The organism is Dyadobacter sediminis (assembly GCF_005860765.1).
In the GTDB taxonomy this organism is placed as follows: domain Bacteria; phylum Bacteroidota; class Bacteroidia; order Cytophagales; family Spirosomataceae; genus Dyadobacter; species Dyadobacter sediminis.
This window is the reverse complement of sequence record NZ_VCEI01000011.1, coordinates 45,135-67,270: the sequence shown is the minus strand read 5'-3', so window position 1 is coordinate 67,270 and position 22,136 is coordinate 45,135. Positions and strand designations below refer to the sequence as shown.

The 22,136-nt window shown below is 48.3% G+C and carries 15 protein-coding genes; 3 read left to right on the top strand and 12 right to left on the bottom strand.

Annotated elements, in window-relative coordinates; translation table 11 throughout:
- Nucleotides 1-5: 5 nt before the first annotated feature.
- Nucleotides 6-1,280, top strand: coding sequence for a dipeptidase (locus tag FEM55_RS01305; RefSeq protein ID WP_138279521.1), 1,275 nt, complete (start codon nucleotides 6-8; stop codon nucleotides 1,278-1,280).
- A 297-nt stretch (nucleotides 1,281-1,577) separates the two neighbouring features.
- Nucleotides 1,578-4,016, top strand: coding sequence for an ABC transporter permease (locus FEM55_RS01300; protein ID WP_138279520.1), 2,439 nt, complete (start codon nucleotides 1,578-1,580; stop codon nucleotides 4,014-4,016).
- Between the two features lie 61 nt (nucleotides 4,017-4,077).
- On the opposite strand, the gene FEM55_RS01295 is transcribed toward FEM55_RS01300, so the two are convergent.
- The 12 genes from FEM55_RS01295 to FEM55_RS01240 all read right to left on the bottom strand — a co-directional run bounded on the left by FEM55_RS01295 (nucleotide 4,078) and on the right by FEM55_RS01240 (nucleotide 20,732).
- Nucleotides 4,078-4,956 (bottom strand): phosphoenolpyruvate hydrolase family protein, encoded by an 879-nt coding sequence (locus FEM55_RS01295; protein WP_138279519.1) that lies wholly within the window; start codon nucleotides 4,954-4,956, stop codon nucleotides 4,078-4,080.
- 27 nt (nucleotides 4,957-4,983) lie between these two features.
- On the bottom strand, nucleotides 4,984-6,240 hold the full coding sequence (locus tag FEM55_RS01290) for a Tm-1-like ATP-binding domain-containing protein (RefSeq protein WP_138279518.1): 1,257 nt from the start codon (nucleotides 6,238-6,240) through the stop codon (nucleotides 4,984-4,986).
- 100 nt (nucleotides 6,241-6,340) lie between these two features.
- Nucleotides 6,341-9,499 (bottom strand): PVC-type heme-binding CxxCH protein, encoded by a 3,159-nt coding sequence (locus FEM55_RS01285; protein WP_138279517.1) that lies wholly within the window; start codon nucleotides 9,497-9,499, stop codon nucleotides 6,341-6,343.
- A 129-nt stretch (nucleotides 9,500-9,628) separates the two neighbouring features.
- Complete coding sequence (locus FEM55_RS01280; protein ID WP_138279516.1) at nucleotides 9,629-10,234, bottom strand: pyridoxamine 5'-phosphate oxidase family protein; 606 nt, start codon at nucleotides 10,232-10,234, stop codon at nucleotides 9,629-9,631.
- A 32-nt stretch (nucleotides 10,235-10,266) separates the two neighbouring features.
- Entirely contained in the window at nucleotides 10,267-11,250 is a 984-nt protein-coding gene (locus FEM55_RS01275) for a type I glyceraldehyde-3-phosphate dehydrogenase (RefSeq protein ID WP_138279515.1), read from the bottom strand.
- Between the two features lie 71 nt (nucleotides 11,251-11,321).
- Nucleotides 11,322-12,197, bottom strand: a complete 876-nt coding sequence (locus FEM55_RS01270; RefSeq protein ID WP_138279514.1) for a helix-turn-helix domain-containing protein — start codon at nucleotides 12,195-12,197, stop codon at nucleotides 11,322-11,324.
- A gap of 146 nt (nucleotides 12,198-12,343) precedes the next feature.
- Entirely contained in the window at nucleotides 12,344-15,445 is a 3,102-nt protein-coding gene (locus FEM55_RS01265; RefSeq protein WP_138279513.1) for an efflux RND transporter permease subunit, read from the bottom strand.
- Between the two features lie 9 nt (nucleotides 15,446-15,454).
- Entirely contained in the window at nucleotides 15,455-16,549 is a 1,095-nt protein-coding gene (locus tag FEM55_RS01260) for an efflux RND transporter periplasmic adaptor subunit (RefSeq protein ID WP_138279512.1), read from the bottom strand.
- A gap of 21 nt (nucleotides 16,550-16,570) precedes the next feature.
- A complete protein-coding gene (locus tag FEM55_RS01255) occupies nucleotides 16,571-17,860 on the bottom strand; it encodes a TolC family protein (RefSeq protein ID WP_171036431.1) in 1,290 nt (429 codons plus the stop codon).
- Between the two features lie 82 nt (nucleotides 17,861-17,942).
- On the bottom strand, nucleotides 17,943-19,295 hold the full coding sequence (locus FEM55_RS01250; protein WP_171036430.1) for a sensor histidine kinase: 1,353 nt from the start codon (nucleotides 19,293-19,295) through the stop codon (nucleotides 17,943-17,945).
- On the bottom strand, nucleotides 19,292-19,972 hold the full coding sequence (locus FEM55_RS01245) for a response regulator transcription factor (protein WP_138279509.1): 681 nt from the start codon (nucleotides 19,970-19,972) through the stop codon (nucleotides 19,292-19,294). The genes FEM55_RS01250 and FEM55_RS01245 overlap by 4 nt, the downstream gene beginning before the upstream one ends.
- Before the next feature lie 235 nt (nucleotides 19,973-20,207).
- Nucleotides 20,208-20,732 carry a peptide-methionine (S)-S-oxide reductase gene (locus tag FEM55_RS01240; RefSeq protein WP_138279508.1) on the bottom strand — a complete coding sequence of 175 codons (525 nt, stop codon included), beginning with the start codon at nucleotides 20,730-20,732 and terminating at the stop codon, nucleotides 20,208-20,210.
- Nucleotides 20,733-21,434: 702 nt separating this feature from the next.
- Here FEM55_RS01240 and FEM55_RS01235 point away from each other — a divergent pair.
- Nucleotides 21,435-22,067, top strand: coding sequence for a TetR/AcrR family transcriptional regulator (locus FEM55_RS01235; protein WP_229209042.1), 633 nt, complete (start codon nucleotides 21,435-21,437; stop codon nucleotides 22,065-22,067).
- Nucleotides 22,068-22,136 lie beyond the last annotated feature (69 nt).

Here is a 22,136-nt window from a genome sequence, read left to right as displayed (position 1 = left end):
AACGAATGAAACGCAGAGACGTTATTAAAAGCCTGACACTCCTTCCGGTTTCCGGAAAAATGCTTCCGGCACAATCCATTCTATCCGGCCCGGTTGCCGAAAATATTTTCCCTGTATCCATTCCGGACAAGCCCATGCCAGACCTGCACCGGGAAGCATTTGTCATGGACGGCCACACGCATGTAATGAGCCGGGAAATGGTGCTGAAAACCGACATCGGCCAGCGCTATCCGGACGGAACCGTCGATCTACCGAGGGCAAAAGAAGGCGGACTGGATGCCATGTTCTTTTCGGTTTATACGCCTGAAAACTATTATCCCGGAAGGTTTGAAATCAAGAATACTTTCCGTGTGGTCAACCTTGCACTGGACCAGATCAAAAAAAACAATGCGGTCATCGAACTGGCATTGACGGCTTCCGACATTGAACGGATCAGTAAAAAAGGAAAAATAGCCGCTTTCCTCGATCTGGAGGGCGGTTATGACCTTTATGGCGACCTCGATCTGCTGCGGGCGCTTTACAAACTTGGCCTGCGCTCCATGCAACTGACCGCTCACGGTACCACCAATGCTTTTATCGACGCCTGCAACGATGTATACACATGGGGCGGAATCAACGATCACGGAAAAGCGGTAATCCGGGAAATGAACGAGCTGGGTATGGTCATCAACGTGGCCCATGCTTCCAACGACGCCATTATCCAGTCGGCAGCTGCCAGTCGGCATCCGGTCATTTACAGTCATGGCGGTTTTTACAAAATTGTGGATCATCCCCGCTGCATTTCGGACGAAGCTGCAAAGGCAATCGCTGCAAAAGGTGGCGTAATCGGGGTTCATTTCGGAAGCCTTTTCAACAATCCGAAATACTGGACGTGGCAGAAGCCGAACAATCCCGTCCGGAAGCAGCCCGATCCGCAGCCCAAAACGCCCCGGATCTTCAACGAACAGGATACTTCAAAAACCATTGAAGATGTAGACAAGGAGTTTGCCCGCGAGCTTCCGTTTACTTTCAAAGGAACCATTCCTGACGAATACTGGATGCATGTGGATCAGCTGGCCAAAGTAATTGATTACGGCGTAAATCTGGTTGGCGAAGATCATATCGCTCTGGGCTCCGATCTGGACGGCGGCCCGGAACTGCCGCGTGAAATCAAAGACATCAGCGACTACCCGCAGATCACCGTAGCCATGCAGAAACTGGGTTATACCGATCAGCGTATCAAAAAAATTCTGGGCCTGAACTGGTTGCGTGTGATCCGGAAGGTGACGGAGGGGAAGTGAAGGACGAAGTAGGAAAGGATGGAAGGGAGAAAAGGATGGAAGGGAGAAAAGGATAAGGGAGAAAAGGATTGAAGGGAGGAGGCTGTATTTTTTGAAAAGGTGTACGGTTTGAAGTGTATTGTTCATTTATGGACAGCCTGAATGTTACGTAATATGTTGTTTTACACAAACTTATATAACAGGCATGAATATTTGGGATGGCTTTGGCAAATACAGTCTTTTTGTTTGATAACTTTTTGGAAATCCTGAAAGGTATGGCAGAAAGATTGTGTTTGTCAATCTTTTACCAGACGGATCATGATCGGCAGCTACTTCAAAACTTCAGGGCGCAGCCTGATGCGCAACAAACTGTTTTCGTCCATCAATATGGCTGGCCTTGCGATCAGTATGTCTGTCGGGCTGCTGCTGATTGCATTTGTGCTTGACCTGCATTCATACGACAGGTTCCACATGAACGGCAATCGGATCTACCGCATTACCAGCGTGGCCACTTTCAAAGGTGAACAAGGCAGCGGCAGATACGCTTCCACATCTGTAAAAACCGGAAAGCTTATCCGGGAAAAAGTTTCCGGTATTGAAGAAGTGACGATCCTGCGCAATGATTTCCGGCAGGATGCAAAAGTCGGAGGCAATGTTCTTCCTGTTAAGGGCTTCTGGGCGGAACCGTCGTTTTTTCGGATATTTACATTTCCCATGCTGGAAGGCAATCCGGAAACGGCATTGCGCGACCCCTACTCCATCGTTCTGACGGAAACGGCGGCAAAAAAGCTGTTTGGCAACCAGTCAGCATTGGGCAAAGCCGTGCAAATGGATACACTGGATTATCAGGTAACCGGTGTCATGCAGGACGTTCCTTTCTTCTCGCATATCCATTTCGAAGCACTCGTATCATTTGCTACGGCTGAACAAACAGGCAAAAACGATAGCCATTTCGGAGACTGGACAAATATGTTTTCAAATGCTGTGTACGTGCTGCTGCCGGAAAACGCAGACCTGGCGTCCAGCCAAGCATCCATTCAGTCACAGCTTGATGCCATTGCCAGAGCAGAAAATCTTGCGGACGAAAATACCAGAATCCGGCTTGAACTGCTTCCTTTATACCAGATCGTGGTCGGAGAAAGTCTCCGTTCCGGCTCCATGAGCGGCTCCGCTGGACCGCATATGCCCCCGGTCGTACTCTGGATACTGGGCGGACTTGCATTCATCGTTATCCTTTCGGCATGTTTCAATTATACCAATCTTTCCATTGCGCGTGCCATGCGACGCTTCAAGGAAATCGGTCTGCGCAAGGCTGTAGGTGCCCAAAAAGGACAGATTTGGCAGCAGTTCCTGACCGAAGCGATCCTGATTTCCGTAACGTCACTGCTTCTTTCCTGTTTTATATTCCTTGTACTGCGGCCGCAGTTGATAAACATGGCTCCTGAAATACAGCGTACGGTGAAGCTTGATCTTACGCCGTTAACGGTCGCTGCGTTTATCGTTTTTTCAATTGCCGTAGGTGTTATTGCGGGATTGATACCCGCCCTGTTCTTTTCAAAAGTAAGTCCGATCCATGCGCTTGGAAACGCTTCTTCGGTGAAAGTGTTCAAGCATGTTACGCTCCGGCGAGCACTTGTGGTAATTCAATACACCGTCACGCTCATTTTTATAACCACCACGGCCATCGGCTATGTACAATACAGAAATATCCTTGCGTTCGATCTGGGATTCAGCACAGAAAACATCCTGAATATCAACATGCAGGGCAACAAGCCGGATGCACTTTTCAAGGAGCTGAGCGAAATGCCCGAAGTAACCGGACTGTCGCGGTCGCTGATTACCACCGGTGTCGGAAATGCATGGGGCGGCCACATGAAATACAAAGATTCGCAGGACTCCGCCCTGGTCATGACCAACAATATTGATGAAAACTACTTGCCGCTGCATGGGTACAAACTCATTGCCGGAGGAAATTTCTCGGCACGGCCAGCCACTGCGGAGGCGGTAAGTGAAGTGATTGTCAACGAGCAGGTTTTGAAACGTTTTAACATGAATGGCAACGATCCTCAGAAAGCAATTGGCGAAGAAATTACATTCAGCAGTTTTAAAATAAAAGGACGCAAGATGAAGATTGTGGGCGTCATGCAGGATTTTCATTACGGAAAAGTGGAAAATCTCATCGGACCGGTCGCGTTTATGCCGTGGACCCCTGATGACGGAGCAATCGTCAATGCCAAAATCCAAAGTACCGATCTGCCCGCAACATTGGCCAAAATCAGGTCTGCATGGAAGAAAACGGACCGTGTACATCCCTTTGTAGCTGAATTTTATGACGAAGCCATTGAAGATGCTTACAGCGAATTTTCCACTATGATCAAGATCATTGGCTTTCTTTCGTTCCTTGCTGTTTCCATTGCTTCCATGGGGCTGTTCGGAATGGTGGTATTCACAACCGAAACGAGGCTGAAAGAAATCGGCATACGAAAAGTGATGGGTGCCAGTTCAGGCAGCCTTGTTTATTTACTGAGCCACGGTTTTTTATTGCTGCTGTCCGTATCGGCACTGATTGCACTGCCCGTGACTTATCTTTTCTTTGAAAACATGGTGCTTGTCCGTTTTCCCTATCATACACCGGTTCAGATCTTCGAGCTATTCGCCGGCCTGCTCGCGGTATTACTGATCGCATTCGTCATGATCGGTACGCAGACGATGAAGGCAGCGAGCAGTAATCCGGTGAAGGTTCTCAGGAATGAATAAAAACGGATTTACAGCGGGTTATTTACAATTTTAAAATGCTTTGTAAAAAAGGAACGGGCATTCATTGTCCCTGATTTTTGTTTTTCAGAGTAAGGGATTTAAACTGCCGCGTCAGGTCCGTAAGGGATTTTTCAACACCCATTCTTTCGAGGGATGATGCCCCGACGAAGCCCTGCGCATCCGTTCCGTCCAGTACGATGCGCACATCTTCCGGCGTATTGACCGGGCCTCCGTGCGTCAGAAAAAAGATGTCCGGATTGATTTGGCGTGCGGCTTCTATGATCTGCTGGGTACGTTCCATGGCGTCGTCCATGGTGCAGGAAGCACCTGTAACACCGATGGAACCGCCGACAGTCGTTCCGACGTGGGCAATGATGGCATCCGCGCCGGCTTCCGCCATTTTAACAGCTTCTTCGGGTTTGGCAACATAAACGATTGTAAACAGATCCATTTTGGAAGCAATGCGGATCATTTCCACTTCTTTGTCAAAGCCCATGCCTGTTTCTTCCAGCACTTGCCGGAACTGGCCGTCCACAATCGAATGCGTAGGAAAATTATTCACACCTGAAAAACCCATTTCTTTTACTTTCAGCAAATGGTGCCACATTCTTCTGCGCGGATCAGAACCGTGAACGCCGCATATCACCGGAATTTCCTCTACAACCGGCAATACTTCAAATTCACCGATACTCATGGCTTCCGCATTGGCATCACCATAGGCCATCAGTCCTGCAGTGGAACCATGACCGGCCATTCTGAACCTTCCGGAATTATATATAATGATGAGGTCCGCACCTCCTTTTTCAATGAATTTCGCACTGATGCCCGTTCCGGCACCCGCAGCGATAATGGCTTTGCCCTGATCCAGAGTGGTTTGCAAACGGTCTCTGACTTCCTGTTTCGTGTAAGGGTTTCCTTTGTTGGTCCAAGGATTAGGCATGATGTAAAAATGGTGATTGGTATGTTGTTAGGATTTGTAAATTTTCTGCTGACTTGTTAATTTAACCGGCATCGAAGCCAGCAGCCTTGCTACCAGCTCCATTGCAAAAACCGTATCGTTGATGTTAGCGTCCACTTCCACAATTTCCGCTTTCTCGTTGAGATTGTCTTTTATGGAATCAAATAAAATACGGTCTGCACCGGGATTGTAAAATATACCGTCTTCCGAACCGATCTGGGACAAACCCTTTAAGGGCAACACAACGGTAACCGGTGCTGACGAACGATTCAGTTTTTGAGCCAGCGTCTTGCCCAAAATCCGGTTTTCCTCTTCATTCGTACGCATCAAAGTTACATCCGGCGCCCAGCTATACAAATGCCGGCCCATAAACTTCTTCGGAACGGTATCCCGATGCGCAAAATTCACCATGTCCAGACAACCCGGAACGACAACCTGCGGCAATCCTGTTTCCGTTGCTGCTTCCAGCCGTTGCGGTCCGGCACTGCAGATTCCGTCGCATAGCTCATCGGCCAGTTCCGTTGTGGTAATGTCCAGCACTGCGCTGAAAACACCTTCCCGGATGAGTGCTTCCATGGCTTTTCCTCCTACCCCATTTGCGTGAAAGGCCAGCACTTCATATCCGTGCATTTGCAGGAGTTCCGTGCATTTATCCACGCAGGCCGTTGTGTTCCCGAACATACTGACGGCGATGGTCCCGGCGGAAACCACTTTTTCACTCACCACGACATTGGACATGGCGCAAATCGCTTCCGCTGCCTGCCCAACCAGCACCTGAATGACGCTGTTGAGCCCGGCCACATCCACAACGGACGGAATAAGCGTAATGTCTTTATGGCCGATCTGGCGGGCAAGGTCCTTGCTGGCAATGGTAGAAAGGCATATTTTAGGAATGCCGAAAGGGATTTCCTGCATGGAAGCAAGTGCTATGTAAGTACCGCCGCCACCGCCCATTCCGATGGCTCCTTTTACACGCTTTTGCGCAACCAGTCCGGAGACAATCCTTGCGGCGCCTTTTCCCATTACGTCCATGGCATATCCGCGGTCGCGTTTGTTACGCAGTTCCATGATGCTTTCGCCTCCTTCCAGCGCCACCGCATCGCATTCGAAATCCACAGGAAACAAACCGGTACTTCCCATAACGCCTGTATTGATGGTCAGGACTTTTTCACCACGCGCCACTATACAGCCATACAAGTAAGCAAATACCGCTGCCTTTGTATCAAAACAGCCAATGATCAGAATGGACTTTGTGGATGACGACATAAGTTAATGGTTGAAGCAGGCAATCGGGTTGAAATTAATCAATGAATCTGTGAAAATGACTTTTAAAACCGGGTTAAAACAACACTATCGAGCAGACCGGTCATTTCAAAGTTTGAATATAAGCCAGCAAATCCGCCACCTGCTTGTCTGAATAGCCATCCATAAGCCCTTTGACCATAAAGGAACGTCCGCCCAGAAAGCCCTGACTTCTTATATTAGCAGCTTCCACAAACACTTTACTTCCTCCCATAAAAGCGATTGTTGTACCCCGTTCATCCCTGTTCACCAGATAACCTTCCACTGTACTGCCGTCCTTTCTGGTTACCCTGAAAACCGCATAGCCCGATTCTACAGCCGCATCCGGGTCCAGAATGGCTGTCAGAAGTGCCTCATGCCCCCGGGATGCAGAACCGTCCAGTGCAGGCGCAATGCCCTGCCCGCTTTTTCCCACCTGATGACACATAAGGCAGGTCTGGAAAAGGACTTTTCCCCTTTCGGCATCGCCATCATTTCTTTTTGCGACGGCCATGTACCGTGCAAGCTTTCCATTGAATTCCTTCTTTTTTACTTCCTCGCGTTTTTTCACACTTTCCATAATAACCAGTCCACGGCGGTCCTTTTTATCAGCATTGACGATTCGTTCAGCTGTGGACAGATCAAATGCCGACAAATCCATCAGTTTTTTCTCATGAACCTGCACCAGCAAAGCTGCGCCATCACCGGATGACGACAACATACTGGCCAGCTCTTTTTTTTCGTCCGCATCCAGTTCGGGAATCCATTGCAAAGAAGCTTGCCGGCCGGCTTCGCGATCTGCTTTCAAGAGACTACTCAATGCAGCTGCGCGTACATCAAAGCTCATTTTCCTGTTACCGACCATCTTTAAAAAAGTTTCCTGGTTTTCCTTCGGATCCGTGTCCAGTGCTTTCATCACCAATTGCAACGTATGATCCGGTTTCTGATCGTCGATCAAGGCAATGACGGCATCGCCTGTATTTTTTATTTTAAAGCGGCCAATGGCATCCAGCCCTATTTCGGCATCCTTTTGAGAGGCACTTTTCAATAAAGTTCTGACCGGAGTATAAAGCAGTCCGGCCAGTTCCGGTGACTGTATTTCGGCCTGATTCTGCAATGCGAAGGATACGTATGCTTTTGCATGCGCGGTGTCTTCAACAACCGGTTTGACTATGTTGTAAATTTCCCTGTTATGCAGCATTTTTGAGATACTTACAAATGTAGATTCATTAAGCGTACGCATATCCGCTTCCGGCCAGAACCTCAAAAATGCCGCTTCCTTTTGCTCCGTGGGCAGGGCTTGTACGGCCCACAGCAAGTTGACGGCCGGAATGTCAGCTGCGATGGGCATGTCAATAAAAGTTTGGAGTTCACCGGCATATTGTTCCAATGCTTTCCGGGCCAGAAAACGTTCGAATTTCCGCTCATACGAACCGCCCATCTTGTTACCGGGAATTTCTGGCTTGCAGGCTCTTACCAGCAAACCGATCGTCGACTGATCTGCTGTGCCGGCATCATGGAGCGTTCGGAGCACCTGCGAACGTACCGCCGGATTGCTGTCATTCATCAACCTTTCAACCTCCGCCGCGATCTGCGCGGAAGTCAGTGAAAAACTGTTCAGCGAACGAACTGCTTCGCGCCGCAGATCATGTAAAGGCGAATTCAGAAGTGACGCCATCCATTTTTCGTCAAAATGTTTTATCCCTTCCAGCGACCAGAGCGCATGAATCCGGGTTATTTCATCCAGACTTTCGTCAGCGGCAAGGGCTGCCAGCTGCGGCGCGAGGGCCCTGGTTTCGGAAGCAGGCCGGTCGGTGATCTGATGCCAGGCAGCCCGTTTCTCCCAGACAGAAGGAGATTTCAGATGGCTTGCAAGTTCTTCTGTTTTAATTTTATACAGATCGGGAATCGTTCTTGGCTTCTGGCTTATAGGACGAATCCGCCAGATGCGTCCGTGCGTTTTGTCGCGGTCGGGATGCGTGGTGGGGAGTTCGTTGTGCGAGACAATTTTATTGTACCAGTCGGCAATGTACAAACACCCGTCCGGCCCGAACTCCATGTTGACAGGCCGGAACCAGTCGTCTTCCGAAGTAAGCAAATCGGGCAAATGTCTGGATGAAACCGTACCGTCTGCATTTCTGATCACATGCACGGCGTTGATCGAGCTTGTAATCGGATTTGCCAGGAACGCAACATTTTTATATTCATCCGGAAACGAACCCGAAATATCATCGGCAAATGCCACGCCTGAAATGCCCGTTCCGCCAACCCGAAAATCATGCAGCTCAGGCATAAACGGCTGATAGAACCGGATGCGCTCGTTTCCGATTCCGGGGTAGGCCGTTCCGGGTTCCATCGGTACTATGGAATAACCAAGATCGTTTGCCTCGGAGCCATACCATTGCCCGTTGCCGCGGAGCTGAAATCCCCAGATGTTGTTCAATCCCGCACTCACAATTTCCATCTTCCGGCCATCCAGCGAAAAGCGGGCGATTTTACTGTAATCGATTTTCAGTTTTGAATCGTTTTTATAAGAAGACACTTCTCCCTTGTTCAGCGCGCCATGACTGAAATGGATCCAGTCGCCTGGTGCCCTGACCAGAACATGCGCCATGGTATGTGTGTCTGTGTAACCAAAGCCGGTAAATAGCGGAACGCGCTGGTCCGCTTTGTCGTCCTGATTGGTGTCGTTCAGCAGGAAAAGTTCGGAACCCTGTACAACATAGGCTCCGTTTTTATAAGGAAGTATGCTCATCGGGATCGTCAGGCCATCCGCCCATATTTTTGTTCTCGCAGGCATTTTTCTATACAGGTCCGAGATCACAATTACTTTGTCAAGCCCTTTTGTTTTTCCCTGATACAGGTCCAGAACGCGCTTGAAAGCAGGATGGTTTTTCTGTGCTTCCTGATCATCCATCAATTTCAGCAGATCGTCCCACTGAATGTCTGCCACCGGATCGAGCGGGTACATTCTTGCTGTTTGCGTCCATAACCGGCCGGCATCGTCAAAAGTGAGGTCAATGGGATGAATAACGCTGTCACGTTCGCTGGCAACCAGTTCGATGACAAAACCTTCGGCTACTTTGAACCCTGCAAGCTCTTCTTCCGGCGTGTAAGCTTTCGTCCGCACGGACTGTGTCTTGTCTTTATTCTGGGCAAATGCAACCCGGCTAAAAGGCAATCCGGCAGCAATCAGGATGGCAATACATACGGAAATGACGTTCCTCTTTTCATTTGCTTTCATATTTTCGGCTTTGCAGGAATTTGTGCGGCGTTACCGTTCAATAAAACAAGCTGGATGTGGTAATCTACTGACTGCGTTGTGTTTGGAAAAAAGGAGAAAGGATGTAAAGGAGCATATTTCTTGTTGAATTTATGGCTTGTTTTTCAGGACCTGAATTTCTGCTTCCAGCTTTTGGATGTATTCATTTTGGGATTGAAGTAAATGCGCTGTTTCCTGTTCGGTGAATCTTGGTGTAATGTGTTGCGGACAGTTCCAGTCGTAGGCTTTGATGTGAAAAACCAGCATTCGTTCGGGCCGGAATTTATAATCTTCGGGCTTCAACAAATCGTAGAGATCAGGATTGTCGCTGATCTCTGCGATTGCTGCTTCTGCATATATTTTCAGCCGGGCCCGCATCGGGTATGAAACAAGAATCAGCGAAACCCTGGGATTTTTTACGATGTTCCCGACCGATATGTACTGCCGGTTCCCACTGAAATCGACGACTCCAAGCGTTTGATCATCGATTATTTTGATAAAGCCTTTTGGTCCGCCGCGATGCTGTATGTAAGGAAATTCATTTTCGCCGTGCGATGCCATGTAAAAGCTGTCCATCTGATGGATAAAACGGGTCTCCACGGCGGTCAGGCCATCTCTGAAACTCAATTTCTCCACCCGTTCGTAAGTACTGCGGCTGCCGAGTCTTTGCTGGATGGCTTTGATTTCGTCCGTAAATGCAAGCTCTGAGTAGTTCATGACATTTTTGTTTGTAACAGGCCCGGTTTTGTTTATAGCGACTGAATTTGTCGGATCATCTGGTTCGTAAATCCCCATTCGTTGTCATACCATGCCATTACTTTAACCAGGTCGCCATCCACAACCCTGGTCATTTCCAGATCAACGACCGCTGCAAACGGGCTTTTGACAATGTCGGTCGAAACGAGCGGCTCGTCGGTTACGGCAACTACTTTCCGGTACCGTTCCGTCGCTGCTTCTTCGGTCAGGATCTGATTGATTTCTTCTACGGTGGTGGCACGCTCGGCAATGAACGTAATGTCGGAAATGGAACCCACCGGAACCGGCACGCGAACGGCAATGCCATCAAACTTGCCTGCATATTGCGGCAATGCTTTGGTGGTGGCTATGGCAGCTCCCGTTGCAGCAGGTGCCAGGTTCATGCCCGCAGCGCGGCCCATGCGCGGCTCTCTTCTGGAAGGCGCATCCACAAGCGTTTGTGATGCCGTATACGCATGCGTGGTGTTCAGAATGGCTTTTTTGATGCCGAGCCTGCGGCCAAGAATTTCAATTACCGGACTGATGCTGTTGGTTGTACAGCTTGCACAGGAAAAAATGGAAACCTTGCCTTCTTCAGTATTGACACCGTGCACGACGGTGGGTGTATCTTTGGTCGGACCGGAAATGACTACGAATGCGGCACCGGAGCGGATGTGTTTCTCGGCATCGGCGCGGTTGGTAAAAAAGCCGGTACTTTCGATCACTACTTCTGCACCCAGTGCTTTCCAAGGCAGATTTTCAATTTCGCGTATGCTGTGGTATTTCACAGGTTTGCCGTCGATGAGGAGGGTGTCGCCTTCGACTTTTATATCTTTCCCGTATTTGCCGTAGTTGCTGTCGTATTTTAGAAGATAAGCGGCATTTTCAATGCTCATCAGATCATTGACGCCCACCAGTTCGAGGTCATTGCTTTCCAAGATGATTTTCAGTGCAGCACGTCCGATACGGCCAAAACCATTAATTGCTACTTTTTTCATGATGTTGTTTTTTGAGTTAAAAATCGCGTTGATTTCATGGCTCAAAATTGCATCATCCGTACATGCTTTTGTTAGGCAACAATTCCCGTCCTGTTGGCAATATTTCCCTGTTGCAGCACGGGCTGTTCCTGTTGCTCGCGGTAATGGCCCGGCGAAACGCCTTCTTTGCTTTTAAAGAAACGGCTGAAAGTCTGAACGTCGTCATAGCCCAGCTCATATGCAATTTCCTTGATCGATAGGTTACTGTAATTGATCTGCCGGCGTGCATGCGTCATAATGCGGTCGTGGATAATGTTCAGCGGCGTGCGTGTTGAAAGGAGTGAAAAAAGGTTGGAAAGTGTTTTCGGGGACTTGTTGAGCTGCGATGCATAAAATGCCACGTTATGATGGGCAGTAAAATGCTTGTCCACCAGATAATTGAATTCCCGTACGATTTCACCCTGCGTCCTGTCGAGTTTATGAAAATTGCTGGATTGCCGTAATTTCCTGACCGAAAGGATCAGCATTCGTTTAAGAAGGGCCTGCAGCATGTCCTGTTTCAGAATGTCGCTTTTCTGCATTTCGGTTTTGAAAAGTTCCCACGTCAGTTCAAAGTCGCGGATTTCAGCTTCTCCTATGGAAATAACCGGTATGCCGGTTGCGCCGAAAAACAGCAGTCCTTTGCTGCCAACTTCGTTGTCGTGGTTTACGACGCAGTAAAAAGGCTGGTTAAACCGGATCATCCTTGCGGACTCAATTTCAAGATGATCGATCCGGTGAAATTCAGTCAGAAAAATGATCTGGTTTTTGCCAAGCTGAAAAGGGATTTTATCCACGGTTATATCCATGCGTCCGCCAACGTTCCAGATGAGTGTCATATCCGTTTCGCGCACGTTGCAGGCTTGTTGCCTATTGTGCGGACCAAGCTCGTAAAGACTCAGGATTTCGTTCGAATTCTCAAAAACCATCTTTTTATTTTTTTATCAAAAATAGGTTACAGATTCGAAATGTCAAGATGAAAACAGGCCGCGTGCCAGTCTCTTTCAGCTACAATCCCGGCCGGTACCCGTGGCCGGGATTGTGTTTTTTTAACCTTTTATCAAAGCCTTTTGCATTATTCTGCTTCTGCCGGATCGTTTTTGCGGTATGCCCAGTAAAAAATCTGCGGCAAGACGGTGAATGACAAAATCATACAGATCAGCAGTCCGCCTACGATCATAATGGCGAGCGGTTTCTGGATTTCGGAACCCATGCCGTTGGAAAGTGCGGCAGGCAGCAGTCCGAGCGACCCCATCAAGGCAATCATGATAACCGGCCTGATCCTTCCGTAAATTCCGTCGGAAATGGCCTGTTTGAGCGGCAGCTTATGCAACAGATTGTCCTTCATGACATGCACCAGAATGATCCCGTCAATCGTACAAACCCCGAACAGAATGATGAAGCCGATTCCTGCCGAAATACCGAAAATGGTATGCGTAACCCACAAGGAAATAAAGCCGCCGATGAATGCAAACGGAATGGTAACGAGCGAAATGAGCGTATCCTTTGCATTTCCGAAATTCATGTACAGCAAAAAGACAATCATCACCACCGCCGCCGGAATAATCAGCGTCAGCTGCTGCGTGGCGCGTTCCTTGCTTTCAAATTCACCCGCCCATTCCACTTTGGTGTTTTTGGGAAATTTCACGTTGTCCTTTACTACTTTTTGTGCCTCGGTAATCGTACTGCCCAGATCACGTCCTTCGATACTGAAACCGACACCGATGTAGCGGCTGCTGCCTTCTCTGTAAATAAATGCCGGTCCGGTTCGCGTTCCGATCGTGGCAATTTCCTTCAACGGCACCTGATGGTCATCGAGCGACGGGATCAGAATGTTTCCGATTTCTTCTTCCGTATTCCTGTATTTTTCCTGGTACCGAACGGTAATGTCAAACATCCGGTCATTCTCATAAAATACCGAAGCCGCTTTCCCGCCGATCGTCATTTCAATTACGGCCTGCGCATCGGCCATGGCCACGCCGTGCCGCGCCATACGGCCCTCGTCCAGTTTGATGTTGAGCTCCGGCAAGCCTATGTTTCTGTAAACCAGAATGTCGGCAATGCCTTCCACGTTCTTGAGATTGGCCGCCACTTCATCGGCCTGTGCTTCCATATCCACAAGATTATCTCCGAATATTTTAACCACCAGCGAACTTTTCACCCCGGCCACATATTCTTCCACATTATCCTGAATAGGCTGGCTGAACCCGAGCGTAATGCCCGGAAACGAAGCAAGTACCTGCTTCATTTCAGCCAGCAGCTGTTCTTTTGTGACTTTGCGCTTCCATTCGTTTTCGGGTTTGAGCTGCAAGTGGAATTCATTGTTGAAGAAACCGGTCGGATCGGTACCGTCATTGGGGCGGCCTGTCTGGCTCATGACAAAACTTACCTCGTCGAACGAGCGCAACGTATCCCTCAGCGCATGGCCGGTTTTGACGGATTGTTCCAGATTGATGCTGTTGGGCAAAGTAGCGCGGACGTAAATGGCGCCTTCATTGAGCTTTGGGATAAATTCGGTTCCGTAACGCATAAATTTTCCTGCGCAAACGGCGAACAACACGATAAAACCGATCATGACCAGTCGCTTGTTCCGCTCGCTCCACAGGTAAAGCTTGAAAATGTTGTTCCGGAAAAAATTCACGACGGGATTATTGATCTCGCGCACATTGCTTTTAAGCAGCACCTTGCACATGGCAGGTACAAAGGTAAGGCTGAGAATCAGCGAGCCGACCAGCGCATAACCCAATGTAAATGCCAGCGGTGTGAACATTTTCCCCTCTACTTTCTGGAATGAAAAAATCGGAAGCAATGCGACGATCAGAATAATCTGTGCGAAGAAAATGTGCGGCGCCACGTGCTTGACACTGCGTTTCATCAGGCCGAGCTTGGACATTTTATTAAACCGGTCTACGCCCAGTTTCAGGGAAGTGCGTTCCAGATCGACATAAATCTTTTCCACAATCACCATCGTTCCTTCCAGCAGCAGCCCGAAGTCAATGGCACCGAGCGAAATCAGGTTGGCCGGTAAACCCTGAATGCGCAGCATGGTAATGGCAAACAAAAATGAAAGCGGGATCACCAGTGCCACGGTTACAGTCGTGCGCCAGTTAAACAGGAATACAAACACAATCAACGATACCAGCACGATTCCTTCGGCAAGGTTGTGCGTGACCGTATTGACGGTCGCATCCACCAGCTCGGTCCGGTCAATTACCGGAACGATTTTGACGTCGGCAGGAAGAATGCGGTTGTTCAGATCGTCCATCGTACCTTCCAGCCGGGCAATGACTTCGCTCGGGTTTTCACCGCGCAGCATCACCACCACGCCTTCCACCAGATCCTTGTCTTCGTCCAGTCCCACTTGTCCAAGCCTCGGCCTGGCGGTAATTTCCACGTCGGCCACCTGCTTCACCAGCACCGGCGTATTGCCTTTGACCTGGATCAGAATGTTTTCAATATCCTTGACACTTTCCAGAAGCCCCATTCCGCGTACTACATAAGCCTGATCGCCTTTCTGGATCACGTCTCCGCCGACATTGACATTGCTTTTTCCGACTGCTTCAAAAACATCCAGCGGCGTAAGGTTATACTGGGCCAGCAACGCCGGATTAACCCTGACTTCATAAATTTTTTCCTCGCCGCCAAAGCTGGCGACGGTTGCCACGCCGGGCACCGCAACGAGCTCACGCTCAATGACCCATTCCTGCAATGCGGTCAGCTCCTTAATTGGACGCTCGCTTTTAAGCACATAACGGAAAATTTCACCCGTTGCACCGTAAGGCGGTTCTATTTCGGCTTCGGCTCCTGCCGGCATTTCGATGTTCCGCAGCCGCGTGGATGCGTATTGCTGCGCATAGAAATCTTCCACACCATCTTCAAAAAGGACTGTCACTACTGACAATCCGAAAAGCGAAATGGAACGGACCTGTGATTTTTTCGGGATCGTGTTCATCTCCTTCATGACCGGCAGCGTAATGAACTTTTCGATTTCCTCCGCACTCCGTCCCGGCCATTGTGTAATGATTCTGGCGCGTGTGTTGGTTACATCCGGAAATGCTTCGATCGGCGTTTGGATGTAACTGATTACGCCCACAACGGCCAGAACAGCCGTCATGAAAAATACGATCATTGTATTCTTCAAGGAGAAGGCTACAACGCTTTGTGTCAGTTTTTGCATGAAATTTCTTTATTTATCCTGTCCGAGGACTTCGGAAAACAGCAGGAGCTGATTATTGATGACGATCTTCTCTCCTGCCGCAATGCCGTTTTTGAAAAAAAGCCGGTCGTTGTCTTTTACGTCGGCCTGCACTTTACGGGGTTCCAGGGTATTGTCCGGTTTCTGGATCAGGACATAGTTTTCATTGTTGTGCAGGATCAGTGCATGTGCCGGAATGCCTACGGCCAGTTCTTTGGACCGGCGCGTTACGACGGCTTCAATCGTAAGCCCGGGTTTGAGTTTCAAATCTTTGTTTGCCATCCGGATTCTTGCTTTCAGAACCCGTTCCTGCGGATCAAAAACCTGGGAAATGTCGGAAATAGTACCTTCGAAAAAATCGTCCGGATAAGCCTTGGACTTGATGACCGCCTTCATACCTTTTTGTACAAATGAGAGATCAACGGCATATACATTGGCAGTCACCCATACCTCCGACAAGTCCGAAATCGTGAACAGGCTGACGTCACCGCTGCTCACCTGCGTACCTTCAGAAATATTGTATTCGACCACATAGCCGCTTACCGGCGCTTTGATCTGGAATACGCCTTTTTCAGAACTTGCGTTGTATAGCGACAAATTGGCCTGTATCTTTTCTATTTCCGACTTCAGGATTTCCGTTTCACTCTCGGCTTCCACCAGATCCTTGTCGGACGCAATGCGGTCCTCAAACATGGATTTCACCGACGACAGTTTTCGTTTTGCCACGGCAAGCTGCGCTTCAAGTACCCGGCTCTGCGCATTCAGTTCGGAAAGTTCGCTGCTGCGCATTTCGGCCAGCACCTGCCCTTTGGCAACGCGGTCGCCGAGGGAAACGGACGATCTGGTTATGGTTCCCGTTACAAGGCTTGCATACCGGACCACCTGATTCGGATTGTACTCGATCTGGCCGGTAAGCCGGATCGACTCGGTGACCGGCTCAATGACGGCGGGATACGTAACAACCCTGGAAGGCTGGTACGATTGATGAGGAACTTCTGCTTCGGACGTCTCTTTAGGCTCATAACAGGATGTCATCAGCAATACAACGGCCATAACAGGGATCAGAGAAAGGTTTGATTTTAACATGTTTGTTTCAGGCTTTTAGTCTTAAATCTCGGCCCCGGTGGTATAAATGAGCGTTTCGCGGCTTTGACGCAGTTGTTTGATGGTGTTGAAAATCGTTCGCTTGTTGGAGATATATGCTTCGAAGAAATCCAGATATTCGATCAGGTTTACGTTGCGTTGTGTGAAATACCGCGTGTAGGCTTCGAGGACACTGTCCAGCTCGCTGCTGTATGCCGGGTCCAGACTGCGGTACGCGGCAAAGCTGTTCTGCAAATCGCGGAATGCGGCCGTAACCTCGGTTTCGATCTGCTGCACTTTCTGCTGCGACTGCACGTCCGATTGCTCCATGCCGATCCTGCTTTCAAGGATATTTCCCTGATTCCGGTTAAAAACGGGCACATCAAACTTCAATCCGAATCCGAAAAAATTGAGCAGGAAGTTACCGCCGCGGTCGTAGTTGATACCCGCATGTACATCCGGCTTTCGCTGGGCATATTCGTAGTCGTACTTTTTCCTTGCCCAATCCTGTTGCATGAGGCTGATCCGGCTATCCGGGCGATTAGCAAGTGCGGTGGCCGTCAGATTATTGAGCGCAAGGGTGGACAATGCTTCAGTATCAGGCAGTTCGGGTGTTTCAAATACCAGATAACTGCCTGCGGGGGTGTGCAGCAAAATGGCAAGGTCTTTCTGCAGGCTGTTAATCTGCATCTGCGATTCTACCATTTCCTGACTTAGTTCCAGTTTGAGCGCACGCAGCCGGAACAGCTCGGGCTTGCTTACATTCCCTTGTTGGTACTGACTTTCAAAAGAAGTCAGCAGACGCGTTACGGCCGTTTGCTGATTGGTCAGTACGGTTTGATGCGATTGCTGAAAAGCCAGTTCAAACAGGTTTTCACGAAGCCGCAGCTTCATTTCGCGGATCAGCTCGGAAAAATATTCCGTAGCCATATCGCGCGATACTGATTCGAGTGCCATGCGTTTGCGACGTTTTCCGCCTGTCTCGATCAGTTGCGAAAGCTCGGCCGTGAATTCCCGGTTCCTGCCGAAATTTCCGAACAATGGCGGGATTGTTTCCCCGGAAGACAGCTGATTGCGCGTTGTCCATAAGTTGACTTCGTCCAGACTGAACTCGGGATTGGGCCAGAGTTTTGCCTGAATAATGGAAGCTTCCGCCTGGCGGATGCTCAGTTTTTGCGCGATCAGATCCAGGTTGTTGCCCAGAAATAATGCTTCTGCTTCTTTTTGACGGATTCTTAAAGTGTCCTGTGCAGACACCGTTAACGAAATGATAGAGGAAGCCAGCGCGAAGAATGCTATGATGTAAACCTTCACACAATGTCTGATTATTGAAGGCACAAAACTAGCCGCGCAACATTAAAGCGTTCTTTGAGCTACATTAAAAGTACATGAGAAATCAGAACAGAATGCTGATGGTGGTGCCTTTGCCGGCCGCGGAGCTGATCTGCATACGGATGTGATGGTTTTCCAGAATTTTGCCCGAAATAGTCATTCCCAAACCATTACCTTTTCTTCTGGACACATTGCTGCCCCGGTAAAAAGGTTCAAAAATATGTTTCAGATCTTCTTCACGGATCCCAATTCCCTGATCCTGTATCTTTATCAGCAGCCGTTCTTCCACTTGTTCCAGCGAAATAGCAATGGGCTTGCCTTCCGAAAACTTGGCTGCGTTTTCAACCAGATTGTAAAGTGCGATGTAGATCTGGGTCGGATTGCAGACATAGGTAAGCACATCCGTCCGGCCTTCGGGCAGTTTCCAGAGCAGATTTGTTTTGGTGTCAGGATATTCCGAACTCAGCTGGTCGAGCACTTCCCAGAGCAATTCGTCCAGCCGCTGTTCGGTCATGATTTCCGGGGTATGTTTTTCAAGATCAGCCAGAATCAGCAGGTTTTCAAGGATTTTTTCAAGTCGCTCGGCATCGTGCAGGACATCGCGGCTTACCGCCTGGTATTCATGAACGGACCTTTCTTTGTTGAGTAAAACTTCCAGATCGCCCACAATGGCAGCGAGCGGACTTTTCAGTTCATGCGAAGCGTGGCTGATGAAATTTTTCTGTATCTGAATGTTTTGGTAAGACTTGTCCAGCATGGCATTGAACTCTTTGAAAAGATCTTCCAGCTCGTCACGGGTTTCGGGATACGTAAGCTGCTGCCGCTGCCGGGTAACATCCAGCGATTTCACCTGTTCAATGATATGCCGGATCGGCGAGTAAGCGATTTTGGACAAAGTATAGCTCAGCGCCACGATCACCATAATCCCGATTACGAGTGCAGTCAGCAGAATTTTCAGGAATTCGTTTTCCTGCGCATTGAGCGTGGGATTATTGGCTTTGATAATGACGCTGAACGAACCCTGATTGTCGCGGTAATAAATTGCATAATAGTACAGGCTGTCTACTTTGAAACTGTAACTTTCACGGTCGCGGATCGTTTTAAGAATCTTGCTCGTAATGTTCGTGTCCGGATCGGCTTCCCCAAAATGGATATTACCCGTTTTGTCGTACAAACGGATTTCCTGATTTGCCGTAGCATTCAGGAACTTTTCCTCAATTCTTTTGTACTCCCGGGACGTTACTTCATCTTCTTCCAGGTAAAAAAGCGCCGTAAGCGAAGCCTTCCGCGCCAGTTCCTCAAAAAAGATATTTTCCGCGGATTTGGTAAAATTCAAATAGATCAATGCCGATGAAACGGTGAATACCAAACTGAAAATCAGAGAAGAAACGAGCGTAAGCCTGTGCTGAACTTTCATTTTTGTGCCGATATCATGTAACCGCGCCCTTTTACCGTTTTGATGCATTTTTCAGGAAAATCCGCATCAATTTTGTTGCGCAGATAAGAAATATATACATCGACCACATTGGTGTACGTATCGGACCCGGCACCCCAGACGACTTGCAGGATCTGGCTTCTGGATACAATTTTATTTTGATTCTCAATAAGATAAACCAAAAAACGGAATTCTTTTACAGATAAAACGATTTCCTTTCCGGCCCGCAGTACGGCATTGGTATCCAGGTTCACTGTCAGATCGCCGCAGGAAAGTGTATTGTCTTTGGAATAATGCAGCTCATAACGCCGCCGCAGTGCATTGATACGCGAAAGCAGCTCGGGAAAATGAATCGGCTTGGTCAGATAATCGTCTGCGCCGAGGTCTAGCGCTTTGATCTTGTCTTCCGATTCGCCCAACGCACTCAGTATCAGGATCGGCGTATCCATTTTCCTGTACCGGATCAGTTGCGTGAGCTGAAAACCGTCCATGTCGGGCAGCATAATGTCGAGGATAAACAAATCCCAGGTTTCATCCTGAATCAGGCGCCTTGCTTCCACCCCATCGCGTGCGACCTGGACAAAATAGCCGGATTCCTGCAAACCTTTGTCCAGAAAACTGCCGATCCGCTCATCATCTTCGACTATCAGAATTCTCATATATGCAACTTTAAAAAAGAATTTACCGGACCAATCATGCAAAGTGTCTGCTTTATTCGACACAGTTGCTTTCCGGTACGGACCGGCTGCCGGTTAAGCTTCTGTCCGGCACACAAACCTAAAAGGATTTGTCGGGCTTAGCAAAATGAACAGACTGTGATTTTTGTACCTATAAGTTCGGACAAGCTCTTCGGGTCGGAAAATGCCGGTAACCGGCTTCAAGAATTCACTTTTTTCACCGGCCGGATAAATCCGCACTTTGAATTTTTTTATCATTAACATGAACTAAAAACCGGTTTAAAAGAATTTTCAGTTTCGGGTCAATAAATGTTTTGCAAAATGGCTTTTCCGGATCATTGTAGTAATAATCGAGGTATTTTTCACTGTTCAGTCTGAAACTATAAAACGGGATGACCTTTGTGATGACCGGGTTATCGAAATCATTACGGCATTGTTCAACAGCTCGTCTTGCATGAATTGCCTGATCTTCTGAAAAAGTATAAACCGCAGACCGGTACTTGGAACGCATGGAATGTTCAGCGGTGCAACTGTGCGTATGCAGATGAATTTCAACAAGGGTTTCCAACGGGATCAGATCAGGATTGTATTCCACAACGACTGCCTCCGAAAATTCAGCCGAATGCTCATCAGAACGGATCCAGCCCTGACTTACGCTGATTACTCCCTTCAATGACTGGAATATGGCTTCGGTGCACCAGTGACAACTTCCTCCCAACCCGATTTTACCTGTGGCGGACATACGCTTTTATTTGCTTTGCAGCATCAATATACGCAAAATGCTGATTATTTGGATTGAAACAGGTATTAATATAAACGAGGTGCAGTCAAATTGAAGGCAAGCCTTCTGGAATAAGCAATCAACAAGGGGGCCTCGCCGGGGCCACATTCGCAAAACGCATTATTCTTGCTACAAACAGGGTGCCGCTCTGCGGCTGATTGAACGTAACATGTAATGCAATTGCTCCGGAGGAGCAACCTATTTGTAGAAAGTTCAAAAACATGAAATATTTTTCGGCTCCGGAGGAGCCTTCTGGAATAAGCAATCAACAAGGGGACCCCGCCGGGGCCACATTCGCAAAACGCATTATTCCTGCTACAAACATGGAGCCGCTCTGCGGCTGATTGAATGTAACATATAATGCTATTGCTCCGGAGGAGCAAAATATTTGTAGTAGAATGTTCGGAACCGTGCAAATGTCCGGCTCCGGAGGAGCCTTCTGGAATAAGCAATCAACAAGGAGGCCCCGCCGGGGCCACATTCGCAAAACGCATTATTCTTGCTACAAACAGGGAGCCGCTCTGCGGCTGGTTCAAAATTCAAACAACTTCAAAATACATAGACCTGAATGTTACGATATTTCAGCTGCTGCACGTCTTCATTACGGCGGCACAATAATTTTATAAAAACAATACTTGACAATCATAAAAAACACTCCTACCTTTGCTAACGCCGTTAGGTAAAAATGAGATCAAGATGGGTATTCTGGAAAGAAGAATCAGACAGAAAGAGAATATGCGGACCACCATCCTGTCTGTTGCATTGCAGCAGGTCAAGGATGAAGGCTGGCAGTCGCTGTCCATCCGGAAAATAGCGGATGCCATCGAGTACAGCGTTCCCGTTATTTATGACCATTTCGAAAATAAAGAAGCTATTTTATTTGAACTTTCCCTGGATGGTTTCCGGTTACTGGAACGGACGCTTGAAAAAAACAAGAAGAAATACCCGGACCCGGCTGAACTTCTGAAAGCCCATGCCGAGACGTACTGGAACTTTGCCTTCAAAAATCCGGAGTATTATCAACTGATGTACGGCTTGGGTATGCCTTGTTGTGGTGCCGGAAAAATTAAACCCGAATTTAATACTTTCCGCAAGCATATTGGAGAAGCCATTAATGGAATTGTTCAGAACAAGAAATCGAACGAAGATGAAACCTGCTTTAAAATTTATGCTTTCTGGTCTGTTTTACACGGGCTGATCTCCATTGTTATGATGCGCTGTTCCGATATCGACGACTCTACTATGAACAAAAAAATAATGGACGATACCGTAGAAGCATTCATTAAAAATTTATAATTTTTTTACATATAAGCTAACACTGTTAGCATTAATAACCCCGCTACCTCTTCTTAGTTAAGTATTTAT

Excerpts from the sequence above, each read along its gene's own strand:
- FEM55_RS01270 (WP_138279514.1), bottom strand. The coding sequence starts at position 12,197 with ATGGTTTTTGAGAATTCGAACGAAATCCTGAGTCTTTACGAGCTTGGT.
- FEM55_RS01265 (WP_138279513.1), bottom strand. The coding sequence starts at position 15,445 with ATGCAAAAACTGACACAAAGCGTTGTAGCCTTCTCCTTGAAGAATACA.
- FEM55_RS01240 (WP_138279508.1), bottom strand. The coding sequence starts at position 20,732 with ATGTCCGCCACAGGTAAAATCGGGTTGGGAGGAAGTTGTCACTGGTGC.
- FEM55_RS01280 (WP_138279516.1), bottom strand. The coding sequence starts at position 10,234 with ATGAACTACTCAGAGCTTGCATTTACGGACGAAATCAAAGCCATCCAG.
- FEM55_RS01285 (WP_138279517.1), bottom strand. The coding sequence starts at position 9,499 with ATGAAAGCAAATGAAAAGAGGAACGTCATTTCCGTATGTATTGCCATC.
- FEM55_RS01260 (WP_138279512.1), bottom strand. The coding sequence starts at position 16,549 with ATGTTAAAATCAAACCTTTCTCTGATCCCTGTTATGGCCGTTGTATTG.
- FEM55_RS01275 (WP_138279515.1), bottom strand. The coding sequence starts at position 11,250 with ATGAAAAAAGTAGCAATTAATGGTTTTGGCCGTATCGGACGTGCTGCA.
- FEM55_RS01305 (WP_138279521.1), top strand. The coding sequence starts at position 6 with ATGAAACGCAGAGACGTTATTAAAAGCCTGACACTCCTTCCGGTTTCC.
- FEM55_RS01295 (WP_138279519.1), bottom strand. The coding sequence starts at position 4,956 with ATGCCTAATCCTTGGACCAACAAAGGAAACCCTTACACGAAACAGGAA.
- FEM55_RS01245 (WP_138279509.1), bottom strand. The coding sequence starts at position 19,972 with ATGAGAATTCTGATAGTCGAAGATGATGAGCGGATCGGCAGTTTTCTG.
- FEM55_RS01300 (WP_138279520.1), top strand. The coding sequence starts at position 1,578 with ATGATCGGCAGCTACTTCAAAACTTCAGGGCGCAGCCTGATGCGCAAC.
- FEM55_RS01250 (WP_171036430.1), bottom strand. The coding sequence starts at position 19,295 with ATGAAAGTTCAGCACAGGCTTACGCTCGTTTCTTCTCTGATTTTCAGT.
- FEM55_RS01290 (WP_138279518.1), bottom strand. The coding sequence starts at position 6,240 with ATGTCGTCATCCACAAAGTCCATTCTGATCATTGGCTGTTTTGATACA.